Genomic DNA, 18,913 nt, shown 5'->3' with positions numbered 1-18,913 from the left:
CTCCCGGGATGTATTAGAATGCCGGCGCGAGGGAGCGCTGCGATGGCTGACGACTTTACGTACAAGGTACGCGGCTTCTTCGGCCGAATTCCCTCTGAACCGCATCTGCTGACCGACCCCATCACGCCAGTCGAAGGCTGCATCGTGTTGTGCCATCTCGGTGTTCTCGATGTCGCTCATGGGGACGATTGGACGCTGGAAATCGCCGGCGTGGTCGAGACGCCCGCGAGCTTCTCCGTCGGTCAGCTCAAGTCCTTTCCAAAGACCGAGGTGGTGTCGGTGCATCAATGTGCAGGCAGCCCGCTGGCGCCCGACAAGCCCACGCAGCGGGTCTGCAACGTGCGCTGGACGGGCGTTCGTCTGGATCATGTGCTAGGATCGGCCGGCGTGGCGAGGAGCGCAAATTTCCTTTGGTCGCAGGGGGCGGACTCCGGCGACTTCGGAGGCATCGAGTGCGGACATTACGCCAAGGATCTGCCGCTCTCCCGAATATCCGACGACGTCTTGCTCGCCTACGAGATGAACGGAGCGCCGCTGCTTCCTGAGCACGGCTATCCGTTGCGGTTGGTGGTCCCGGGCTTCTACGGCACGAACAGCGTCAAATGGCTCCGCAAGATCGAATTGCGCTCGGAGCGGGCTCCGGGCGTCTTCACCACGACGTGGTACAACGACCTCGCGCCCGACGGCTCGACCCAGCCGGTGTGGGCGATCGCGCCCCAATCGGTCATCGTGGCGCCAAAGCCAAATAGTCAGCTCAGGCGTGACGAGGTTTTGCAAGTCTGGGGATGGGCCTGGGGTGAAGACGGAATTGCGGCGGTCGAACTGAGCGCCGATGAAGGACGGAGCTGGCAGGGATGCCGGTTGGAGAAGGTGTCAGGACGATCCTGGACCAAGTTCATCTGTGATTGGATTGTAAAAGAGGGATGCTGCGGTCTCCTGTCTCGGGCGACCTCGCAATCGGGCGAGAGTCAGCCGGCTGTCGGCCGGCGCAACGCGATCTATCGCGTGCCCGTCCTGGTCGTCTGAAGACGCGCAACCGCTCGTGCAGATTTTCCGCATTCGCCGCCCGCCGGCGAAAGACTAACCTGTGGTGCCAGAAACCGAGAGGATCGTCTCAAATGCCGTCGAATTTGCCGCGCTTCAAAGCTGCCGCGTGCCACACATCTTCAGTTTTCCTCGACGCGGCCAAAAGTGCAGACAAGGCCTGCGACCTCATCGCCGAGGCAGCACGCAACGGCGCCTCGCTGATTGCTTTCCCCGAATCGTTCATTCCCGGCTTTCCCGTGTGGGCGGCGCTGCAGGCGCCGATCATGTCTCATGATTTCTTCAGAGCGTTGTCGGCCCAAGCATTGCGGCTCGACAGCCCGGAATTGACGAAGGTCAGGATGGCGGCCAAGCGCCACAACGTCGTGGTCTCTATCGGTTTTACGGAAGGAACGGTTGCCAGCCTTGGCTGCATCTGGAACTCCAATCTTCTGATCGGCCAAGATGGATCAATCCTGAATCATCATCGCAAGCTCGTTCCGACCTTTTACGAGAAGCTGGTCTGGGCTGCCGGAGATGCGCGCGGATTGCGCGTCGCGCAGACCTCCATCGGCCGCATTGGCATGCTGATTTGTGGTGAGAATACGAATCCACTTGCCCGCTATTCATTGATGGCGCAGGGCGAGCAAGTTCATATTTCGACCTACCCGCCGATCTGGCCGACGCGTCCCTCCAAGGAGAAGGGGGGCTATGACCTACGCAAGGCCATTGAGATCCGGGCTGGAGCTCATTCGTTTGAAGCCAAATGCTTCAACATCGTTTCGTCCGCCTGCATCGATGTGGGTATGAAGGATGCGCTCGGACAGGCGAACCCCGCCATGCTAGATCTGATCGAGGGCACACCGAATGCTGTATCGATGATCCTCGATCCAACCGGGCAGATTATCAGCGACGTTCTCTCAGACAGCGAAGGTATCGCATATGCCGATATCGACGTCGCGCAATGCGTCGAACCAAAACAATTTCACGACGTCGTAGGCTACTACAATCGTTTCGATGTGTTTTCGCTGACGATTGACCGGTCGCAGCGCGAGCCGGCCATCTTTATCGACATGGAGGCGGGCGAGGGGGACGAACGGCCGGTCCAGTCGTCGCAGCGCGAGACGGTCAGACCCAGAGCGGCCGAGCTCGAGCGGGCAGTTGCGGACTGAGTGATCCATCAAGGGGGCCGACATGAAGCGCTTTCTCAGCGAGCTGTTGGAGGCAGTGACCGATAGAAGTCGGGTGTTCCGCCATCGGCTCCCCTTGAAGGTGGGCGCGCGAAGGATGTGATCATTTCGGGCGGTTACAACGTTCATCCGAAGGAGGTCGAGGTCGAGATCGAGATCGACCTCATTCCAGATGTGCTCGAAAGCGCGGTCGTCGGACTGCCGCATACTGATTTCGGCGAGCGAGTTGTCGCGGCCGTCGTCCAACGGCAGGAGGCGCTGCTCGAGAAACGGACATTGTCGCGGTGCTGAAGGGCGGCTGGCTGCCTACAAGCTGCCGAACCGCGATTTCTGCGCGATCGAGCTGCCCCCGAATACCATGGGGAGAGATTCAGAAGAACGTGTTGTGCGAGCGCTATCTCGGGGAGTTCAGAGGATAGAAGCGCAAACGCTCTGGACGGAGAAACGGAGGCCGGCAGTTCAACACCTCGACCGGCCAGTCATTTTGCTCGTCTGGATCGTTGCGAAAACCGCAATGGTAAATTGAAAGAACATTCGATTATCGCCCGAATGGGAAATGATAAGGACCGGGACAATGTTCGAATAGCGAAAGCGAGTTGGAAATGTCAGCTACCATCAAGCTCTATGGCGGTAAATTGTCGGGGCACAGCCACCGGGTCGAGCTCTTGCTCGGGCTTCTCTCGCTCTCCTACGAGTTGATCCCGACACCGCCTGCGGAGCGGAAGACGCCGGCCTATCTCGCGATGAATCCGTTCGGGCAGATACCTGTCATCGACGATGACGGCACCATCGTTGCCGACTCCAACGCAATCCTGATCTATCTGGCCAAGCGCTACGACAATACCGAGACGTGGCTTCCGGAAGATCCCGTTAGTGCAGCTGCCGTGCAACGTTGGCTGTCCGTGGCGGCGGGACAGCTCGCATATGGACCAGCGACAGCTCGGCTCGCAACGGTGTTCAAATTGCCCGTCGATGGCCGGCAAGCGGCCGAGATCGCCAGCAGTCTGTTCAGCGTGATGGATGGTCATCTTGCGAAGCACGAATTTCTCGCAGCAACGCATCCGACCGTGGCTGATCTCGCCTGCTACAGCTACACGCGAGCCGCTCCCGAGGGAGGCATTGAGCTGTCGTCCTATTCGAACATTGTCGCCTGGCTGGGGCGACTGGAAGCACTTCCGAATTTTCAGCGGATGCCAAGCGCGCCTGCGAGCTGATCGGAAAACCTTCTTCGAGGTGCGGTCATGGCCAGTCTTTCCGAACGGAGCTCGTCTCCTTTTCACCAGGGCGAGATCGACGTGCAGCGACGCGTCGGCGTTGCCGACAGAGTGAGCGAGCGCGGGAAAACCTCCATCCGCACATGGATGCCAGATCAGCACCGCGCGTTCTTCGCAGGACTCGAATACCTCCTTGTCGGCTCGTCGGACCGAACGGGCTGGCCGGTCCCTTCGATCCTGTTTGGCCCGCGCGGATTCGTCTCTTCGCCGGATCCAGGACGGCTATGCATCGAATCGTTACCGAAGACCTTCGACCAGCTCGGAACGAATCTTTCCATGAGCGCCAGCGTGGGCGTGCTGGGCATAGACCTGACCAATCGCCGGCGAAACCGCATGAACGGAACGCTGATAGCTGTCAACGAGACAGGTTTCGAGGTGGCGGTCGTGCAGAGCTTTGGCAATTGCCCTCAATACATCCACACGCGCCATATCAGCCCGGCACGATCCGCGCCACTGGAGCAACTCGGTCCCGGCGAGGTGGAGGCGTTCGACGACTTGGACGATGCGGCACGAGACCTGATCCGCCGGTCCGCGACCTTCTTCGTCGCCTCATGTGCGCCTTCAGATGACGGATCATCGTTCGATTGCGATATCTCTCACCGCGGTGGCAAGCCGGGCTTCATTGACGTGGCGGGTAACCAGATCACCGTTCCGGACTTTGCGGGTAATTCCTTTTTCAACACGCTCGGCAATTTTGTGTCCAATCCCAGGGCGGGACTGCTTTTTGTCGACTTTGTCATCGGAGATGTCCTAGTTCTGCAGGGGACGATCGAGTTGCTCTGGAATGATCCGCCGATTCAGGGCTTCAAGGGCGCCGAGCGCGCCTGGCGGCTTCATGTCACAGCTGCCCGGAGAGTGCGGGCTGCGGCGATCCCTCTCATCGGAGAGGTGGTCGAATATTCTCCGAGGGCGCTCACCACGGGAGCTTGGCCGAGGGGTGAGCGTTTCCAATGACCCAACGGAGTTGAGGAGAGCGAGCATGACAGCAGAGGGCCTCGGCCGCCGATGGAGATCGACAGGGCAAATCTGCGTCTGGTCCGACGATTCTAGGGCGATATTCACGGATTGATCGGCCGAATCGGCCTCTCTGGCGGCAATTTGCCAGAGTTCACCATTTGAGGCCTGAGCCAAGTGGAGGTTTGGAAGGCCGTGGAGCTGCCACGGCCTTCCATTTGGAGACGATCAGGACATCGTCGGCATCACGAACTCGGCGCCTGCCCGGATGCCGGTCGGCCAACGGGTCGTGATCGTTTTCAGCTTGGTATAAAAGCGAACGCCCTCGGGGCCATGCATGTGATGGTCGCCGAACAGAGAGGCTTTCCATCCACCAAACGAATGGAATGCCATCGGCACCGGGATCGGTACGTTGATGCCCACCATGCCGACCTGGATCTGATGCGCGAACTCACGCGCCGCATCGCCGTCCCTGGTGAAGATTGCGGTGCCGTTGCCGAACTCGTGCTGGTTGATCATGTTGGCCGCATCGTCATAGGACTTGGCCCGAGCTACCACGAGCACCGGTCCGAAGATTTCTTCGCGATAGATCTTCATGTCCGTGGTCACGCGATCAAACAGGCTGCCGCCGATGAAGTAGCCCTTCTCGTAGCCCTGGCGATGGAAATCGCGCCCGTCCACGATCAGCTTCGCGCCTTCGTCAACGCCGGCGTCAATATAGCCTCGGACCTTGTCGAGGTGTTGCTTCGTCACCAGCGGGCCCATCTCGGCATCGGGGTCGGTACCGGGACCAATGTTAAGCGCGCGGACCTTGGGCGTCAGCTTTTCGATCAGACGGTCGGCGGTCGTGTCTCCGATCGGAACGGCTACCGAGATTGCCATGCAGCGCTCGCCGGCGGAGCCATAAGCCGCGCCCATGAGAGCGTCGACCGCCTGGTCCATGTCGGCGTCAGGCATTACGATCATGTGGTTCTTGGCGCCGCCCAGCGCCTGGCAGCGCTTGCCGTGGCTGGTCGCCGTCTCATAGATGTATCGCGCAATCGGCGTCGAGCCGACGAAGCTGACCGCCACGATGTCGGGATCCGTTAGAATGGCATCCACCGCTTCCTTGTCGCCATGCACGACGTTGAACACGCCGTCGGGCAGCCCGGCCTCCTTCAGCCACTGCGCAAGCACGAGCGAGGCCGAGGGATCGCGCTCTGACGGCTTGAGGATAAACGTATTGCCGCAGGCCAGCGCAACCGGGAACATCCACATCGGGACCATGGCCGGAAAATTGAATGGCGTGATGCCAGCGACCACCCCGAGCGGTTGACGCAGCGAGTGGCTGTCGACACGGGTCCCGACATTCTCGCTGATCTCTCCCTTGAGCAGTTGCGGCGCGCCGGTCGCGAACTCCACCACCTCCATGCCGCGTTGGATCTCGCCCTTGGCGTCGGAAAGCACCTTGCCGTGTTCGGCGGTGATCACTTGGGCAAGTTCATCGATTCGGTCCTCCATGATCCGCAGGAAACGGTTGAGAATACGAGCGCGGCGCAGTGGCGGTGTGTTCGCCCAGGCCGGGAAGGCCTTGCGGGCCGCCGCAGCGGCGGACCGCACGTCTTGCGTCGTGGCGAGTGCGAGCGTTGCCGATTGCTCGCCGGTCGCGGGGTTGTAAACCGGCGCGGTGCGAGGGCCCCGGCTCGGCACCAGCTCGCCATTGATGAAGTTCAAAATAGTCACGGGCATTGGCTGCTCTCCCTAACATGATGCTTGATCGAGCCAGATATGCAGCGCATAAAAATGCTGCATCAACGGCCGAATTCGCGGCTCCGTTGTGCAGAAAGTGTAGTCAATGGATTGGGAGCGTGTTCGGATATTCCTGGAGGTGGCGCGTGCCGGCCAGATTCTGAAGGCCTCGAAAAGCCTACGGCTAAACCATGCAACGGTCGCCCGGCAACTGACGGCGCTTGAGAGTGGCTTGAATGCCAAACTGCTCGAACGACACGCTTCAGGCTGCACGCTGACGGCGGCAGGCGAGGCGCTTGTCGCGGCTGCCGAACGCGCAGAGAGCGAATTCCTCAAAGTGGGATCGAGCATTGGAGGCGCCGCCGAGGCCCTGACCGGAACGGTGCGCGTAGGGGCACCGGACGGGCTTGGCAACTACTTCCTGGCCGATCGGCTGGGCGCGCTGGCAGCGAAGCACCCGGGCCTTGTCATTCAACTCGTGCCGCTTCCGCGCACGTTCTCATTGTCAAGGCGCGAGGCTGACGTTGCGATCACCCTGGACCGGCCCAAGCAGGGCAAGCTGATCCTGTCCAAGCTCACCGACTACACGCTCAGTGTCTATGCTGCTGATGCTTATCTGGCGCGCGAGGGGCCCATCAAGACGCAAGCCGATCTTGCCGGCCGCCTGTTCGTCACCCAGGTCGAGGATTTCGTCTACAGCAGGGCATTGGACTATGCCTCGGTGCTCGGCCGGCTCATGTCGCGACGCTATGAATGCGGCAGCGTCGTTGCGCAGATGGAGGCCGTTCGCGGCGGACACGGCGTCGGAATCCTTCATGATTACGTGGCCCAGCGCTATCCCGAATTGCCGCGTCTGCTTCCCGACATCCGTTTCGTGCGGAATTACTGGCTGACGTCACATCCCGATACGCACGAAACGCGGCGCGTTGCGGAAGTGCATCGCTTCATCGTGGCATCAGTCAAGGCAGCGAGGTCGTCTTTTGAGGCTGCTTGAGCGCCGCTGCCGGTTGCTCGGGCGGGGCTGTGTGGTTCGTTGCCGATCCGGCGCATTCCATGAACGCCCGCAGCGCGGAGGACACGAATGCGTCCTTGCGATGAACGAAAACCGTGGTGGCCCTGCCGGTCCCGTTCGGCAACGAATGCAGATGGATCAGCCCCTGTCGTTCGGCAGAATCAGCGACCACGCGCGGCATCAACGACAGCCCGACTGAAGCCGCCACACAACCGATGATCCCGTCGAGCGTTCCCATCTCCATCCAGCGCAGGTCGACGAAGCCACGATGCGCAAGATATTCCGACAGGCGCTGTCGATAGGAGCAGCCGGCGCGAAACACGATCACCTTGCGGCCGCTTCCCGAAGCCAGGAATTTGCCGAGGTGTTGGGGAGACGTCACCATCGGCGGCGTGATCAGCACCAGCTCCTCCTCCACGACCGGTGTGCAGGTCAGTTCACCGTGCGTGACCGGTGCAGAGACAAAAGCTCCATCAAGCTTCCGAGCCAATACGCTGTCAACCAGCGCTGCGGTCGGCCCCGTCTCGATTTGGACGTCAACATCGGGATAAGCGATGCCGTAATGGGTGAGCAACGGTGGTAGGCGTAACGCCGCCGTCGTCTCCATCGACCCAATGCGCGGTTCGCCGCCCGGCCACGCCTCGTCCTTCACTGCGCAATGCGCCTCGGCCAACAGATCGCTGATCCGCTTGGCGTAGGGGAGCAGCCTGCTGCCCATCGAGGTGAGCGTGACGCCTTTCTTGGATCGATGAAAAAGTTGGACGCCGAGCTGGTTCTCCAGCGCTCGAATTCGCTGGGTCACGTTCGATTGGACGGTGTGGAGATCGTGGGCGGCGCGGCCGATTCCGCCGGCCAAGGCGACCGCGGAAAAGAAATTCAGATCCGTACTGTCCATATGGTCATCTCCGGGAATGATGACTCTGATCAATAATAATCACTTTTATGTTGTCAATAGCCGATCTAGCTTCCCGGTATCCAGGGTGGGAACCGAGCCTAGAAAGAGGAAGAGACATGGCTATCAAGACGAGATTGACCGAATTTTTTGGGCTCGAGCACCCGATCGTGCTGGCGCCGATGGATCCGGCCTCCGGCGGCGAGCTGGCCTCCGCGGTTTCCGCGGCAGGTGCTCTGGGCCTTCTTGGCGGCGGTTATGCCAACCGCGCCTGGTTCGAAGAACAGTCCGCAAAGGTGAGCCGCCCAGACGTCGGCTGTGGATTCATCACGTGGGCGCTCGCGAATGATCCGGGTCTGCTCGATCTCGCTCTGGAGCGGCACAAGAAAGCGATCATGCTGTCGTTCTCGGATCCTGCGCCATATGCCCCGAAAGTGAAGCAGGCCGGCATCCCGCTGATCTGTCAGGTGCATACGCTCGAGCATGCCCAGCGGGCGATCGACGTCGGCGCGGACATTGTTATCGCACAGGGCACGGAGGCCGGTGGCCACGGACTCACGGCGCGCTCGACGATGCCCTTCGTTCCAGCGGTCGCCGATCTGATCGCGCAACGAGCGCCGCGCGTTCTCCTTCTTGCCGCCGGAGGCATTGCTGACGGGCGCGGTCTCGCCGCCGCGCTAATGCTAGGTGCCGACGGTGCTTTGATCGGATCGCGGTTTTGGGCCACGCAAGAATCTGTCATTCATCGCAACGCCAAGGAAAAAGTGCTTGCAGCCACCGGCGATGAAACGATCCGGACGCGTGTCTACGACATTGTCCGCAAGAAGGCTTGGCCCGCGGAGTACACTGGGCGCCTGATGAAGAACGGCTTCATCGAAAGGTGGCATGGCCGGGAAGACGAGCTCCGCACATTGCAAGAAGCCGAGCTGCAGCGCGTCGAGAAGGCGTGGGTCTCCGGCGACTACGATACCGCCAATGTCACGGTCGGAGAAGCAATCGGTCTCATCAACGACATTCCAACCGCCGGTGAGCTGGTGAAGCGCATTTCAGCAGAAGCAAGCGCATGTCTTGCGCGCTACGCGCCGACGCGAAATTCTATCGCGGCCTAACGGGTCCGCAACTTTCTACCTAGTGCCGGGTGGAAACGGCGCGTGCGCTGCGGCGCACGCGCCCGCGAAAACACGTGCCCAACAAGGCCGAAGGAGAGATATGATGAGCGAACCTAAAGCGGACGCCCCGAACCCGGAAATCTGGACGGTGGTGCTTGCCTCAAGTGCGGGCACGATTATCGAGTGGTATGACTTCTATCTCTATGGAAGCCTTGCCGTGTTCTTTTCGACCCTTTTCTATCCCGCCAACGATCCCACCGCCGCCGTCCTGATCAGCGTTGCAACCTTTGCTACCGGATTTGTCATCCGGCCATTCGGTGCCATCCTGTTCGGAAGTCTTGGCGACCGATTGGGACGCAAGCACACCTTTCTGCTGACTCTTATCTTAATGGGAATTGCGACCACCGCGGTCGGTCTTTTGCCGACATATGCAAGTATCGGCTTTGCCGCACCTGTCGCGCTGGTCGTGCTCCGACTGGTACAGGGCTTGGCCATCGGCGGCGAGTACGGTGGCGCTGCCATCTATGTGGCTGAGCATGCACCGGCAAACCGTCGTGGCTTCTTCACTAGCTTCATCCAGACCACCGCCACCTTGGGCTTCTTTGTTGCAATTCTGGTCGTGCTGGCGTGTCGGCTATCGCTCGGGGAGGAAGCATTCCGTGCTTGGGGATGGCGTATCCCGTTCTTGCTGTCTGCACTTCTCGTCGTGATTTCGATCTATCTTCGCCTCAAGCTCAGCGAGTCGCCTGTTTTCGCGCAGATGCGCCAGGCCGGCACGGTCTCGCGCGCGCCGGTTCGCGAAAGTTTCGGCACGAGACAAGGATTGGGTTATGCGCTCTATGCTCTCTTCGGCGCGACGGCGGGTCTTGGATGCGTGTGGTACACCGGGCAGTTCTACGCACTGTATTTCCTGCAGAGCGTTCTCAAGGTGGACTTCCTGACGGCGAATGTCTGCGTCGCCGTTGCTCTAGCCATCGGCACGCCGCTGATCGTCGTGAGCGGGGCCTTGTCAGACCGTATCGGACGTCGTCCGCTGATCGTCACCGGACTGCTGCTCGCCGCCGCGCTCTACGTTCCCATCTACATGGGGATTGCGAGCGCCACGGCTGCGCACAATTACGTGGTCGTCACGGCGCTTATCCTGGCGCAACTCATCTTCGTAGCGCTGGTCTATGGACCGAATGCCGCGTTTCTCGTGGAGCTCTTTCCAGCGCGGCTGCGATATACCTCGCTGTCGCTTCCCTATCACATCGGCACTGGGATATTCGGCGGCTTCGTTCCGCTGATCAGCCTCTCGCTCGTCAGCTACACTGGCAACATCTACGCCGGCCTGATCTATCCGATCGCGATCGCACTCATGACGGCGGCGGTTAATGTCCTCTGCCTGCCCAAGGCTGTCGCAGTCGACCTTTCAAGTGAATTCGGCACGACACCGGCAGCCGGCCGCCAGACCGCATGAGCCGGGAAGCCGCCAATCGCCATCAAGGTGTTCGTGCAATACCCTTTGCACGAACACCCGGCGGGAATTTGCCGCGAAGATGGTATGAAGGATTCATTCGACGTCTGCGATGAGCCCCTGGCTGTCGTGACTGCGAAGAATTCCTCCCTCGACTTGTCGCAGATGTCCTGCGACGCAGTCACCCCGTTGCTGATTGCAACGGGGTGTTTTTTTGAGACCCGCATCTGCTTCGTCGAAGGCAGCCCGATGCTCAAAGCAGCAGCAATCTGTCTCGATTGTAGGCGATCAACGCCGGCGCACCTGCTCGTGCTCCGTTGCGCACGCCCGTTTGCGAAGATTCGCACTGCCTCGCCGGCCCGGGATGGATACAGTTTTGCGAGCGAGGGAGGGCATTGCCAATGAAGCTGATAACCAAATTATTGCTGCTGACATGCGCGCGCTGGTCGCGGGAGCGACCGGAACGGTTCCGGTCTTGGCCAAGGAGACCGTAAAGCTTGCGTTTATTGGACCATTGTCCGGCGGCAATTCAGCTCCCGGTATCGGGGGCCGCAACTCCACGCAATTGGCCGTGCAATTGCGAAACGCCGATCCCACGGCAAAGTATACTTACGAGCTCGTCACCTTCGATGACGAATGCAAGCCGAATATCGGCATCCAGGTCGCAACCAAGGCCGCATCGGATCGTAGCATCATCGCCGGTGTGACCCACTATTGCTCGGCCGTAGGCATCGCGACGGTTGATACCTATGCCCGGTTCGGATTGCCGGTCGTGGTGTGGGGCGCCATCCTGCCCGAGATCACCTATGGCAACGATTACCACGAAATCCATCGCGTCAACGGGACGATGATCAATGAAGGCAAGCTCGCAGCGGAGTTCCTCACCAAGCAGGGCTTCCTGAAATACGTTGTCGTTCACGACACCACCGACTACGGCAAGGGACAGAACAAATACTTCAGCGAATATCTCAAGTTGGCCGGCGGCGAGATCGTCGCGACTTTTCCGGTCAGCCCGGATCAGCAGGACTTCACGGCTGAGCTCACCAAGATCAAGGAGCTCAAGCCGGATCTGATCATCGTGGGCGGCCTGACGCCGCTTGGCGTGCGATTGCGGGCTCAAATGGATCGGGTCGGTGTCACCGCCCAGCTTGCGGGCGTCTCCGGCATCATGAACGCGGGCTTCCTGGAAGGCGCAGGTGCCGCGGCGGAAGGAACGATTTCCTTCCACAACGGCGCTCCCATCAGCAAATATGAGCAGGGCCAAGCGTTTCTCGACGCATACGCCAAGGCCGGCTTTCGCGAGGACCCGGACGCCTATGGCCCCTTCGCCTACTCCGCCGCCAATCTGATCATGGATGCTATCGAGAAGGTTGGCCCCGACCGGGCCAAAGTCAAGGACCTGCTCAATACGACCAAGGCATACAAGTCGCTGGTCGGCGAGATCAATTTCGACGACCACAGGCAGAACATCCTGAGGGCCAACGTCTATGTCGCCCAGGATGGTAAATGGGTCTACTGGCCGGATAGCGAATATTCCGCCGGCAAACGAAAACTCCGCCTCAACTGACCAAGACGTCATGGGTCGCCCTAGCGCGCGGAGACATTGATGGACCTCGGAATCGTAGCGCAGCAGGTGTTCAACGGCCTCATGCTGGGCGTGATCTACTCAATGATCGCCGTTGGATTTTCGCTGTTCTTTGGGGTGCTCGACGTCATCAAGTTCTCGCATGGTGACGTCGTGACGCTGGGAAGTTTCTCGGCTTTGGGAGCCGCCGGCCTTTCGGGAGCTCTCTTTGCGCTGCCCCCTGCGCTGGCCTTGCTCGCCGGTTTGTCGGCTGCGGTCGGCGCCGGGGCGCTCGCGGGCGTCGTGATCGGGAGGGTTCTTGTGATCCCCTTGCGCAGCGCCCCCAGCATCAATGTGCTGCTCGCGACCTTGATGGCCGGCACCGTGCTGCGCGAGGCCATCCGGCTTGGCGTGCCCAACGGCGGCAACCCGAAGCCGTTTCCGGCTTTGTTGCCGAGCGGCATGATCAGGGCCGGTTCCTTCAGTGTGGGTATCGACAGCGTGATCATCGTATGTGCCGGACTGCTGCTGGTGGTGGGAACGCATCTGTTGGTGACCCGCACCCGGTTCGGGCTCTCGATCCGCGCCGTGGCCCAGGATGACGAGGTTGCACGCCTCGCAGGCATCGACCAGCAGCGCGTGGTGCTGGGGACCTTCGCATTGGGATCGGGGCTCGCCGCTTTTGCCGGCTGCATGCTCGGGCTGTATTACCGCGAGATCAACTTCAACATGGGCGTTCTGCTCGGCATCATCGGATTCGCCTCGGCCGTGGTGGGCGGTCTTGGAAGCCTGATCGGGCCGATCATCGGGGGATTTCTATTCGCCGGCGTGCAGACGCTGGTCGTGGTCGCGATGCCGATCTCGAGCGCTTATCGCGATGTCGTGGCCTTTGCCGTCATCATCATCCTGATTGCGTTGTTCCCGACAGGAATGATTGCAGAACAGCGCAGCGACCGGGTGTGACATGAGCAGCCTTTCAAGCGCGGCTCCGTCGCTCTGCGTCCCGCGGATTCGTCGTCATCCGCGCGCCCTCGTCGCAGCTGTGGTGGCGCTTCTGTTTGCCGCCGGCGGCGTGATCATGCACGCCGAATCCCAGCCCGTGGTTCTCGCCTTGCTCGCGGCCTTTATCCTGGCGTTTGGATTGGCGGATCGAACGCAGATGGGCCGGGAGATCGCCGCGACCTGCGACGACTATCGAGGTGTTGCCAATGGAACGGCATTGCTGTGTGCGTTGATCCTGATTGTCCTGTTTCACGCCGATCACTACGCGCTTCTCATGCTGGCAACCGTGGCAATCTTCTCGACTGCCTGCATCGCGCTCAACTTGCAGCTCGCATTCGCCGGCATCGCCAACTTCGCAGGCGCGGCCTTCTTCGTCATGGGATCATATACGGCCGCCGTAGTGAGTGCATACACCACCGTTCCGCGCGCATTTGCGCCGTTGATCGGCACGATTGTGACGGGTGCAATGGGCCTCGTGCTGTTGCTGCCGGTGCTGCGCACGCGCGGGCACTATGCGGCGCTCGTGACGATCGCCTTCGGCGTGCTGCTGCGGACTTGGCTCGAGGTCAACGACGTCCTCGGCGGCCCCCAGGGCCTGAAGATCGGAAGCTTCTCGATCCTGGGGCTGGATTTCGCCCGGCTCAACCAGATTGGTCCATGGAGCGTGTCATTCTATCTGCCCTATGCAACGCTCTCGGTCTGCATGTTCGGCCTCGTGTTCATCCTCGTCCGGCGCGTGGAAAACTCGTGGGTCGGCATCGCCCTGGACGTGGTCCGCAGCGATGAGACCGCCGCGGCGGTGTTCGGCCTGTCGATCAGGCTGTGGAAGGTCGTCGGCTTTGTCCTCGGCAACGCCATCATCGGCATGGCTGGCGCGGTCTACGGGATGATGAACGGGTTCGTGACACCCAACGGCGCGGGGCTCGGGGATTCCCTGCTGATGCTGTCGATCGTGGTGCTGGGCGGAATCGGCAATTTGTGGGGCTCGGTCGTGGCCGCCATGATCATCCTGGTCCTGCCGGAAAAACTGCAGACGATCCAGGAATTCCGCCTGTTGCTATTCGCCTTGCTCGTGCTCGTCATCTTGCTGTTCCGCCCGGGCGGCATCCTGCCTCGTCCGGTGAGGGACCTGTCGCGCTTCATCGACGGAGCGCCAAAATGAGCCGCACTCTGTTGCAATGTGCCGGTCTCACCAAGCAGTTCGGCGGGCTGGTCGCGCTCGACGGTTTCGACATCGAAATCGGCCGCGGCGAGACGATCGGACTGGTTGGGCCCAACGGATCGGGGAAGACGACATTCTTCAACGTGATTACCGGGCTTTACGACCCGAGCGGGGGATCGATCCGGCTTGATGGCCACGACCTCTTTGGCTGTGCGCCGCAGATGATCGGTCGTGCCGGTGTCGCGCGAACGTTTCAGCGATCGAGGCTGATGCTCGATCAGAGCGTGTTCGACAATATTGCGGTCGGAGCCCTCTGCCATTGCGATCTCGGTCTTTTGACAAATCTGTTTCGCCGCGCGAGGTGGGGCAGAGAGCTGCGGGAGACGGTCAATCGCGCACGGGAGATTGCGTCCCGCTTCAACGCCGGGATAGCCGACCGGCTGTTCCAGCCTGTGAGCTCTTTCCCGATGATCGACCGTCGGCGGATCGAGATCTGCCGGGCGCTGATCGGCGGGCCGCGCCTGCTGTTGCTGGATGAGCCCTCCGCCGGTATGACCCCCGATGAGACGCGCGAACTCATGGACGACCTCCTCGCATTCAGGTCCGAGATGCCGGATCTGGCCGTGGTCCTGGTGGAGCACGAAATGGACGTCATCCGGCGTGTCTCCGATCGCTGCATCGTGCTCAATTTCGGGAGGAAAGTCTTCGAAGGCAGTTTTGACGGGTTGATAGCCGACCCCGAAGTGCAGGCGGCTTATCTCGGGAGAGGGCAATGATCAGCGTGCGACGAACCGCGGCGCGGACATTGTCGGTCAATGCGATCAACGCCGGCTACGATCGCGCCGACGTTCTGAAGAACGTGACCATCGAGGTCAGGCCCGGTACGGTAACGACCATCCTGGGAGCCAACGGCGCCGGCAAGAGCACGTTGATCCGGGCCATCCTCGGGTTGACCCGTGTTCGGAAAGGCGAGGTACGCTTTGGGCAGGTGGCGACAACCAATATGCCCACCCACAAGATCGCGGCTCTCGGGATCGCGACGATCCCGGAAGGCAATCGCGTGATGCCGCGCATGAGCGTCCTTGAGAACCTCAAGGTCGGCGGATTGATCATGCGTGACGACAGGCGCGTTGCGGCGCGGATGGATGAGATGTTCGAGGTGTTCCCGCGTCTGAAGGAGCGGCGAAGCCAGCTCGCGGGAACACTGTCCGGCGGCGAGCGGTCGATGCTCTCGATCGCGCGAGGGCTGATGGCCGATCCGGAGCTCGTGATCTTCGACGAGCCCTCGCTCGGCTTGTCGCCGTTATTTGTCTCGGAGGTTTTCGGAATAGTCCGACAACTGAAGACAGCCGGACTTTCGGTTCTGCTCATCGAGCAGAACGTGCGTCAAACGCTCGACGTGGCCGATTACGGCTACGTGCTGGCGCAAGGACTCGTTGTCGCCAAAGGAAGCGCTGAACTCTTGAAAGAGAATTCCGAACTTCACAAGGCATATTTTGGAATCCACTAGGGAACGGAGCTCGCTATGAATTTTCAGGTATTGGAGCGGATCAATCCGCTGCGTAAACCGAAAGGTTTCGAGCCGGTGGTCCAGCGTTGGTCCGTCGGTTTCCCACGCAAATGCGAAGCTTTGTGCCTTGCATTTCACGGCATCCAGGGACCGAACGCGGAAGCCGTCTACAAGTCCGGCTTCATCCCGTGGATATCAGAGGCCGTCTTCCTGCCGAACGGCCCGCACGTGCACGATCATGCGTGGTTCGTCGATCACAACGGCCTCTATACGCATGTGGTTGCGAGCTATTGGGTTGACCAGACCCGTCGTAATGATTGGCTCGACGATAGTCGCGTGGCGAATTGGTGGAACGATTCGGCGAGGTGTTCGGAGGCGACGGGCTACTTCCGCGAGAGCTTGACCGTCCCTATCGAACGCCTTGAGACGCTGTATTGGAACGATTATCCAGCGGGGATAAGTCGCTCTAGTGAAGTGGCGCTCTACCCGACGCCGTATTGCGGCTATTACGGCGCGATGCGCGACCGGATCCCACTCGCCGCGGTCGATCCTTTGCCGTCGGCGCTGCCTGAGCTACCATCAGCGACGCCGCGCGAGACCAGGTCCAATCGGTGGCGGATCGCTACGCCCCAGAACCTCACGGTCATTCGGTCGGCGGCCTTTTGGGGGCGCTGCGATGCCGACCAAACCGAAGATTACATGCGCGACCTGCGGGCTCCCCTCGAACGCGGAATGGACTTCTTGCGCGAAAGTCCTGAGGCAACGGGTTGCTGCTCGCTTCGATTCCAGCAAACATGCGATGTCGGCGGGGCACCCGAGCTCGAGACTCATGCGCTCGGATACTTTCTGTCGCTTGGCCACATGGAGAACTGGGCTGAGCATCATCCGTCGCACGGGGCGATCTTCCGCGCCGCGATGGCCCGCTACCGCAAGTTCGGCGCGAAGAACCAGCTCAGAACCTGGCATGAAGTGTTCGTGCTGCCGGAGAACAACCAGCTTTTCGAGTATGTCAACTGCGCGCCGGGCACGGGCCTGTTGAACTACTTCGAAGGCGAGCGGCGGCCCTAGCATTACAGTTGCCGTTTTGCTTTGAGGTGCGCACGCCGGGCGATCGCCTGGTGAGCTCTGCGCCAGAGTGACCATGCGATGACGTGGGCGGGTTGGATTCGCTTTCGAGCGAGTCTGATGGCGATGCGGCGGATTTCCTGAATTGACCAGCGGATCAATGACGTGACGGCCGTGCTTTTGCCGTGGTTCGGCGCGGTGTTTTTTTGGGTGCCGGCGGATTGGCGCGATGGCGGATCACCGCCATCATGGCGAATGCGAGCATCACCATAGAGACGTGGCGATGCCAGCCATGCCAGGATCTGCTCTCGTTGTGATCAAGCCCGAACTCATTCTTGGCAGTCTCAAAACTGTCCTCGATCGCCCAGCGATGGCCTTCGACTGCGACCAGCGTTTCAATGGCCGTTCCTGCTGGGCACCAGGTGGTGAAGAAGGCGAGGTCATCATCTGCGATGCGACGACGGATCAGCAGACCGCGTGTCCACAAACCGTCATTTGCGCTGTTGAACTGCCCGGCATCGAGATCGGCCAGTTCGAGATAGCACCAATCATGCAGCCGCGGTCCTTTGGTTCCGTCCCCTGCCGACAGGCGTTTCCAGTCGGACGAACGCCGCGTCGAGGCGATGTCCGCGGCGGTGCCAGAGACTGATCGCCGCTTGCCCCAGGATCGGAACACATGAGCGCTGCTGACTCCGAGCACATAGCCTTTGCCTGCCTGGCGTAGTTGCTGTTCGATATCTCCGACACCGTAGACCGTATCGCCGGCCACCCACTTGAATGGCACAGCCGCGACTATCGCGCGTGCAATCATTGCAGTCGCAAGCTTCGGTTTGGTCGCAAAGCCCGTGTCGGCAGGCACGTATGTGGCTTCCAGACGATCTGGATCGTCGACCCATTCCTTCGGAAGATACAACGCGCGATCGATGAACGCATGGCCATGACGCGAAACGTAGGTGGCGAAAACGCCGATCTGGCAGTTCGTAATCTTGCCTGCCGAACCGGTGTATTGCCGCGCCACGCCGCACGACGCCTTGCCCTGCTTGAGAAAGCCGGTCTCATCGATCACGAGAACCGCATCGTCATCTGCCAAATGCTCGATGACATAGTCGCGGACAATATCGCGCAAGGCATCGGCATCCCAATCCCTGCGACCCAGGATAGCCTGTTGCCGCCATGGACCAGGATCGCCAGCCGCCTCCGCGCGCATCCAGCCGGTCTTGCGTTGCTCATCGCCGAGCAGACCTTCAAGAAACAACCCTGCGTTCCTCGCAACACGTTCTTGCCCGAACAACGGACGTATCCGCTTCTTAACCTCCCGAAGCGACGCAGCCCACAACGCAAGCGTCTCTTCAATCGACGCTGCCTGCGCCCACGATCTTCGAATCATGGTTGCTCATGGATTCAGAAATCTTCCGGAAGGGCAACTGTAATGCTAGATTTGCTCACGTTGAGTTCTTCGCATTTTGTGAAGGTTTTCGGATGCCGGCCCCATGAAAGGTGGCGCCGCGCACACCGGGGCCGGCGACCGATGCTTGAGGGCTCGAAAAGACCTTGAGCTTGTCTAACGAAAACTATTTCGAGACGTCATCTTATACATCACTGATGAGGATCGCCGCATCTCCGATTGCATCGGTTTCGTCATTCGAAATCGTTGACGCCGCGGATGCAGCCTTGCTGGATGTTCGGCGCGAGATCGAGCATCTTCATGCTTCGATCGTGCGCCGTCGCAACAGAACTGCAGCCTGATCGCTCTACGGCACACTCTGTCTTGAGTGAGGTTGCGAACCCCTCATCTCAAGACAGGACGCCCCGTCGCGCTATCGTCTTGGTCGGGTCGCCTGCCGCAGCGCCCTACCGCGCGAGCGGTTTAGTCGTGTGCCGGGCATGCTCAATAGCTCGGAAGTGAAAGTCTTCCACCCAACCTGATGGAGGTGAAGGGTTAGTGAAACGCAAGGGCTGCCGTCGCGAGGCG

General features: G+C 60.6%; 17 protein-coding genes and 1 pseudogene. 14 read left to right on the top strand and 4 right to left on the bottom strand.

Annotation, left to right across the window (positions count from 1 at the left end):
- The first annotated feature begins 42 nt into the window (after window positions 1–42).
- From IVA82_RS15120 to IVA82_RS15100, 5 genes are all read left to right on the top strand, one after another.
- Window positions 43–1,026: a molybdopterin-dependent oxidoreductase gene (locus tag IVA82_RS15120; RefSeq protein WP_247493373.1), complete on the top strand. Its 984-nt coding sequence runs from the start codon at window positions 43–45 to the stop codon at window positions 1,024–1,026.
- Between the two features lie 92 nt (window positions 1,027–1,118).
- Window positions 1,119–2,195: a carbon-nitrogen hydrolase family protein gene (locus IVA82_RS15115; RefSeq protein WP_247493372.1), complete on the top strand. Its 1,077-nt coding sequence runs from the start codon at window positions 1,119–1,121 to the stop codon at window positions 2,193–2,195.
- Between the two features lie 117 nt (window positions 2,196–2,312).
- A complete protein-coding gene (locus tag IVA82_RS15110; RefSeq protein ID WP_247388596.1) occupies window positions 2,313–2,504 on the top strand; it encodes a hypothetical protein in 192 nt (63 codons plus the stop codon).
- 311 nt (window positions 2,505–2,815) lie between these two features.
- Window positions 2,816–3,427 carry a glutathione S-transferase gene (locus IVA82_RS15105; RefSeq protein ID WP_247388595.1) on the top strand — a complete coding sequence of 204 codons (612 nt, stop codon included), beginning with the start codon at window positions 2,816–2,818 and terminating at the stop codon, window positions 3,425–3,427.
- A gap of 27 nt (window positions 3,428–3,454) precedes the next feature.
- Window positions 3,455–4,441 carry a pyridoxamine 5'-phosphate oxidase family protein gene (locus IVA82_RS15100; protein ID WP_247493371.1) on the top strand — a complete coding sequence of 329 codons (987 nt, stop codon included), beginning with the start codon at window positions 3,455–3,457 and terminating at the stop codon, window positions 4,439–4,441.
- A gap of 228 nt (window positions 4,442–4,669) precedes the next feature.
- Here the strand turns inward: IVA82_RS15100 and IVA82_RS15095 are convergent, their stop codons facing one another.
- Window positions 4,670–6,169, bottom strand: coding sequence for a CoA-acylating methylmalonate-semialdehyde dehydrogenase (locus IVA82_RS15095; RefSeq protein ID WP_247388593.1), 1,500 nt, complete (start codon window positions 6,167–6,169; stop codon window positions 4,670–4,672).
- Between the two features lie 106 nt (window positions 6,170–6,275).
- Here IVA82_RS15095 and IVA82_RS15090 point away from each other — a divergent pair, with 106 nt between their 5' ends.
- A complete protein-coding gene (locus IVA82_RS15090; protein ID WP_247493370.1) occupies window positions 6,276–7,163 on the top strand; it encodes a LysR family transcriptional regulator in 888 nt (295 codons plus the stop codon).
- Here the strand turns inward: IVA82_RS15090 and IVA82_RS15085 are convergent.
- Together IVA82_RS15085 and IVA82_RS15080 are read right to left on the bottom strand one after the other, a co-directional pair.
- On the bottom strand, window positions 7,129–7,854 hold the full coding sequence (locus tag IVA82_RS15085) for a LysR substrate-binding domain-containing protein (protein ID WP_247493406.1): 726 nt from the start codon (window positions 7,852–7,854) through the stop codon (window positions 7,129–7,131). The genes IVA82_RS15090 and IVA82_RS15085 overlap by 35 nt on opposite strands.
- 99 nt (window positions 7,855–7,953) lie before the next feature.
- Window positions 7,954–8,076 (bottom strand): annotated as a pseudogene (locus IVA82_RS15080) (LysR family transcriptional regulator); the annotation flags it as partial.
- 116 nt (window positions 8,077–8,192) lie between these two features.
- Here IVA82_RS15080 and IVA82_RS15075 point away from each other — a divergent pair.
- From IVA82_RS15075 to IVA82_RS15040, 8 genes are all read left to right on the top strand, one after another.
- Window positions 8,193–9,182, top strand: a complete 990-nt coding sequence (locus IVA82_RS15075; RefSeq protein ID WP_247388591.1) for a nitronate monooxygenase — start codon at window positions 8,193–8,195, stop codon at window positions 9,180–9,182.
- Window positions 9,183–9,282: 100 nt separating this feature from the next.
- Complete coding sequence (locus IVA82_RS15070) at window positions 9,283–10,641, top strand: MFS transporter (RefSeq protein ID WP_247493369.1); 1,359 nt, start codon at window positions 9,283–9,285, stop codon at window positions 10,639–10,641.
- Between the two features lie 430 nt (window positions 10,642–11,071).
- Entirely contained in the window at window positions 11,072–12,205 is a 1,134-nt protein-coding gene (locus IVA82_RS15065) for a branched-chain amino acid ABC transporter substrate-binding protein (RefSeq protein WP_247493368.1), read from the top strand.
- 39 nt (window positions 12,206–12,244) lie between these two features.
- On the top strand, window positions 12,245–13,165 hold the full coding sequence (locus tag IVA82_RS15060) for a branched-chain amino acid ABC transporter permease (RefSeq protein ID WP_247493367.1): 921 nt from the start codon (window positions 12,245–12,247) through the stop codon (window positions 13,163–13,165).
- Window position 13,166: 1 nt separating this feature from the next.
- The gene (locus tag IVA82_RS15055) at window positions 13,167–14,366 is read left to right on the top strand and encodes a branched-chain amino acid ABC transporter permease (protein ID WP_247493366.1); all 1,200 of its coding nucleotides are present in this window, start codon (window positions 13,167–13,169) and stop codon (window positions 14,364–14,366) included.
- Window positions 14,363–15,142: an ABC transporter ATP-binding protein gene (locus tag IVA82_RS15050; protein ID WP_247493365.1), complete on the top strand. Its 780-nt coding sequence runs from the start codon at window positions 14,363–14,365 to the stop codon at window positions 15,140–15,142. The genes IVA82_RS15055 and IVA82_RS15050 overlap by 4 nt, the downstream gene beginning before the upstream one ends.
- Window positions 15,139–15,876, top strand: coding sequence for an ABC transporter ATP-binding protein (locus tag IVA82_RS15045; RefSeq protein WP_247493364.1), 738 nt, complete (start codon window positions 15,139–15,141; stop codon window positions 15,874–15,876). Before IVA82_RS15050 ends, IVA82_RS15045 begins: the two co-directional genes overlap by 4 nt.
- Before the next feature lie 30 nt (window positions 15,877–15,906).
- On the top strand, window positions 15,907–16,944 hold the full coding sequence (locus IVA82_RS15040; protein ID WP_247493363.1) for a phenylacetaldoxime dehydratase family protein: 1,038 nt from the start codon (window positions 15,907–15,909) through the stop codon (window positions 16,942–16,944).
- A 154-nt stretch (window positions 16,945–17,098) separates the two neighbouring features.
- On the opposite strand, the gene IVA82_RS15035 is transcribed toward IVA82_RS15040, so the two are convergent.
- A complete protein-coding gene (locus tag IVA82_RS15035; RefSeq protein ID WP_247384433.1) occupies window positions 17,099–18,328 on the bottom strand; it encodes an IS701 family transposase in 1,230 nt (409 codons plus the stop codon).
- Window positions 18,329–18,913: the final 585 nt, after the last annotated feature.

This window comes from Bradyrhizobium sp. 142 (genome assembly GCF_023074015.1).
In the GTDB taxonomy this organism is placed as follows: Bacteria; Pseudomonadota; Alphaproteobacteria; order Rhizobiales; family Xanthobacteraceae; genus Bradyrhizobium.
This window is presented reverse-complemented; position numbering and strand designations above follow the sequence as displayed.

What these genes read in the sequence shown, in the direction of transcription:
- IVA82_RS15090 (WP_247493370.1), top strand. Translation starts at nt 6,276, where the DNA reads ATGGATTGGGAGCGTGTTCGGATATTCCTGGAGGTGGCGCGTGCCGGC.
- IVA82_RS15055 (WP_247493366.1), top strand. Translation starts at nt 13,167, where the DNA reads ATGAGCAGCCTTTCAAGCGCGGCTCCGTCGCTCTGCGTCCCGCGGATT.
- IVA82_RS15100 (WP_247493371.1), top strand. Translation starts at nt 3,455, where the DNA reads ATGGCCAGTCTTTCCGAACGGAGCTCGTCTCCTTTTCACCAGGGCGAG.
- IVA82_RS15060 (WP_247493367.1), top strand. Translation starts at nt 12,245, where the DNA reads ATGGACCTCGGAATCGTAGCGCAGCAGGTGTTCAACGGCCTCATGCTG.
- IVA82_RS15075 (WP_247388591.1), top strand. Translation starts at nt 8,193, where the DNA reads ATGGCTATCAAGACGAGATTGACCGAATTTTTTGGGCTCGAGCACCCG.
- IVA82_RS15035 (WP_247384433.1), bottom strand. Translation starts at nt 18,328, where the DNA reads ATGATTCGAAGATCGTGGGCGCAGGCAGCGTCGATTGAAGAGACGCTT.
- IVA82_RS15120 (WP_247493373.1), top strand. Translation starts at nt 43, where the DNA reads ATGGCTGACGACTTTACGTACAAGGTACGCGGCTTCTTCGGCCGAATT.
- IVA82_RS15095 (WP_247388593.1), bottom strand. Translation starts at nt 6,169, where the DNA reads ATGCCCGTGACTATTTTGAACTTCATCAATGGCGAGCTGGTGCCGAGC.
- IVA82_RS15045 (WP_247493364.1), top strand. Translation starts at nt 15,139, where the DNA reads ATGATCAGCGTGCGACGAACCGCGGCGCGGACATTGTCGGTCAATGCG.
- IVA82_RS15105 (WP_247388595.1), top strand. Translation starts at nt 2,816, where the DNA reads ATGTCAGCTACCATCAAGCTCTATGGCGGTAAATTGTCGGGGCACAGC.
- IVA82_RS15050 (WP_247493365.1), top strand. Translation starts at nt 14,363, where the DNA reads ATGAGCCGCACTCTGTTGCAATGTGCCGGTCTCACCAAGCAGTTCGGC.
- IVA82_RS15115 (WP_247493372.1), top strand. Translation starts at nt 1,119, where the DNA reads ATGCCGTCGAATTTGCCGCGCTTCAAAGCTGCCGCGTGCCACACATCT.
- IVA82_RS15070 (WP_247493369.1), top strand. Translation starts at nt 9,283, where the DNA reads ATGATGAGCGAACCTAAAGCGGACGCCCCGAACCCGGAAATCTGGACG.
- IVA82_RS15065 (WP_247493368.1), top strand. Translation starts at nt 11,072, where the DNA reads ATGCGCGCGCTGGTCGCGGGAGCGACCGGAACGGTTCCGGTCTTGGCC.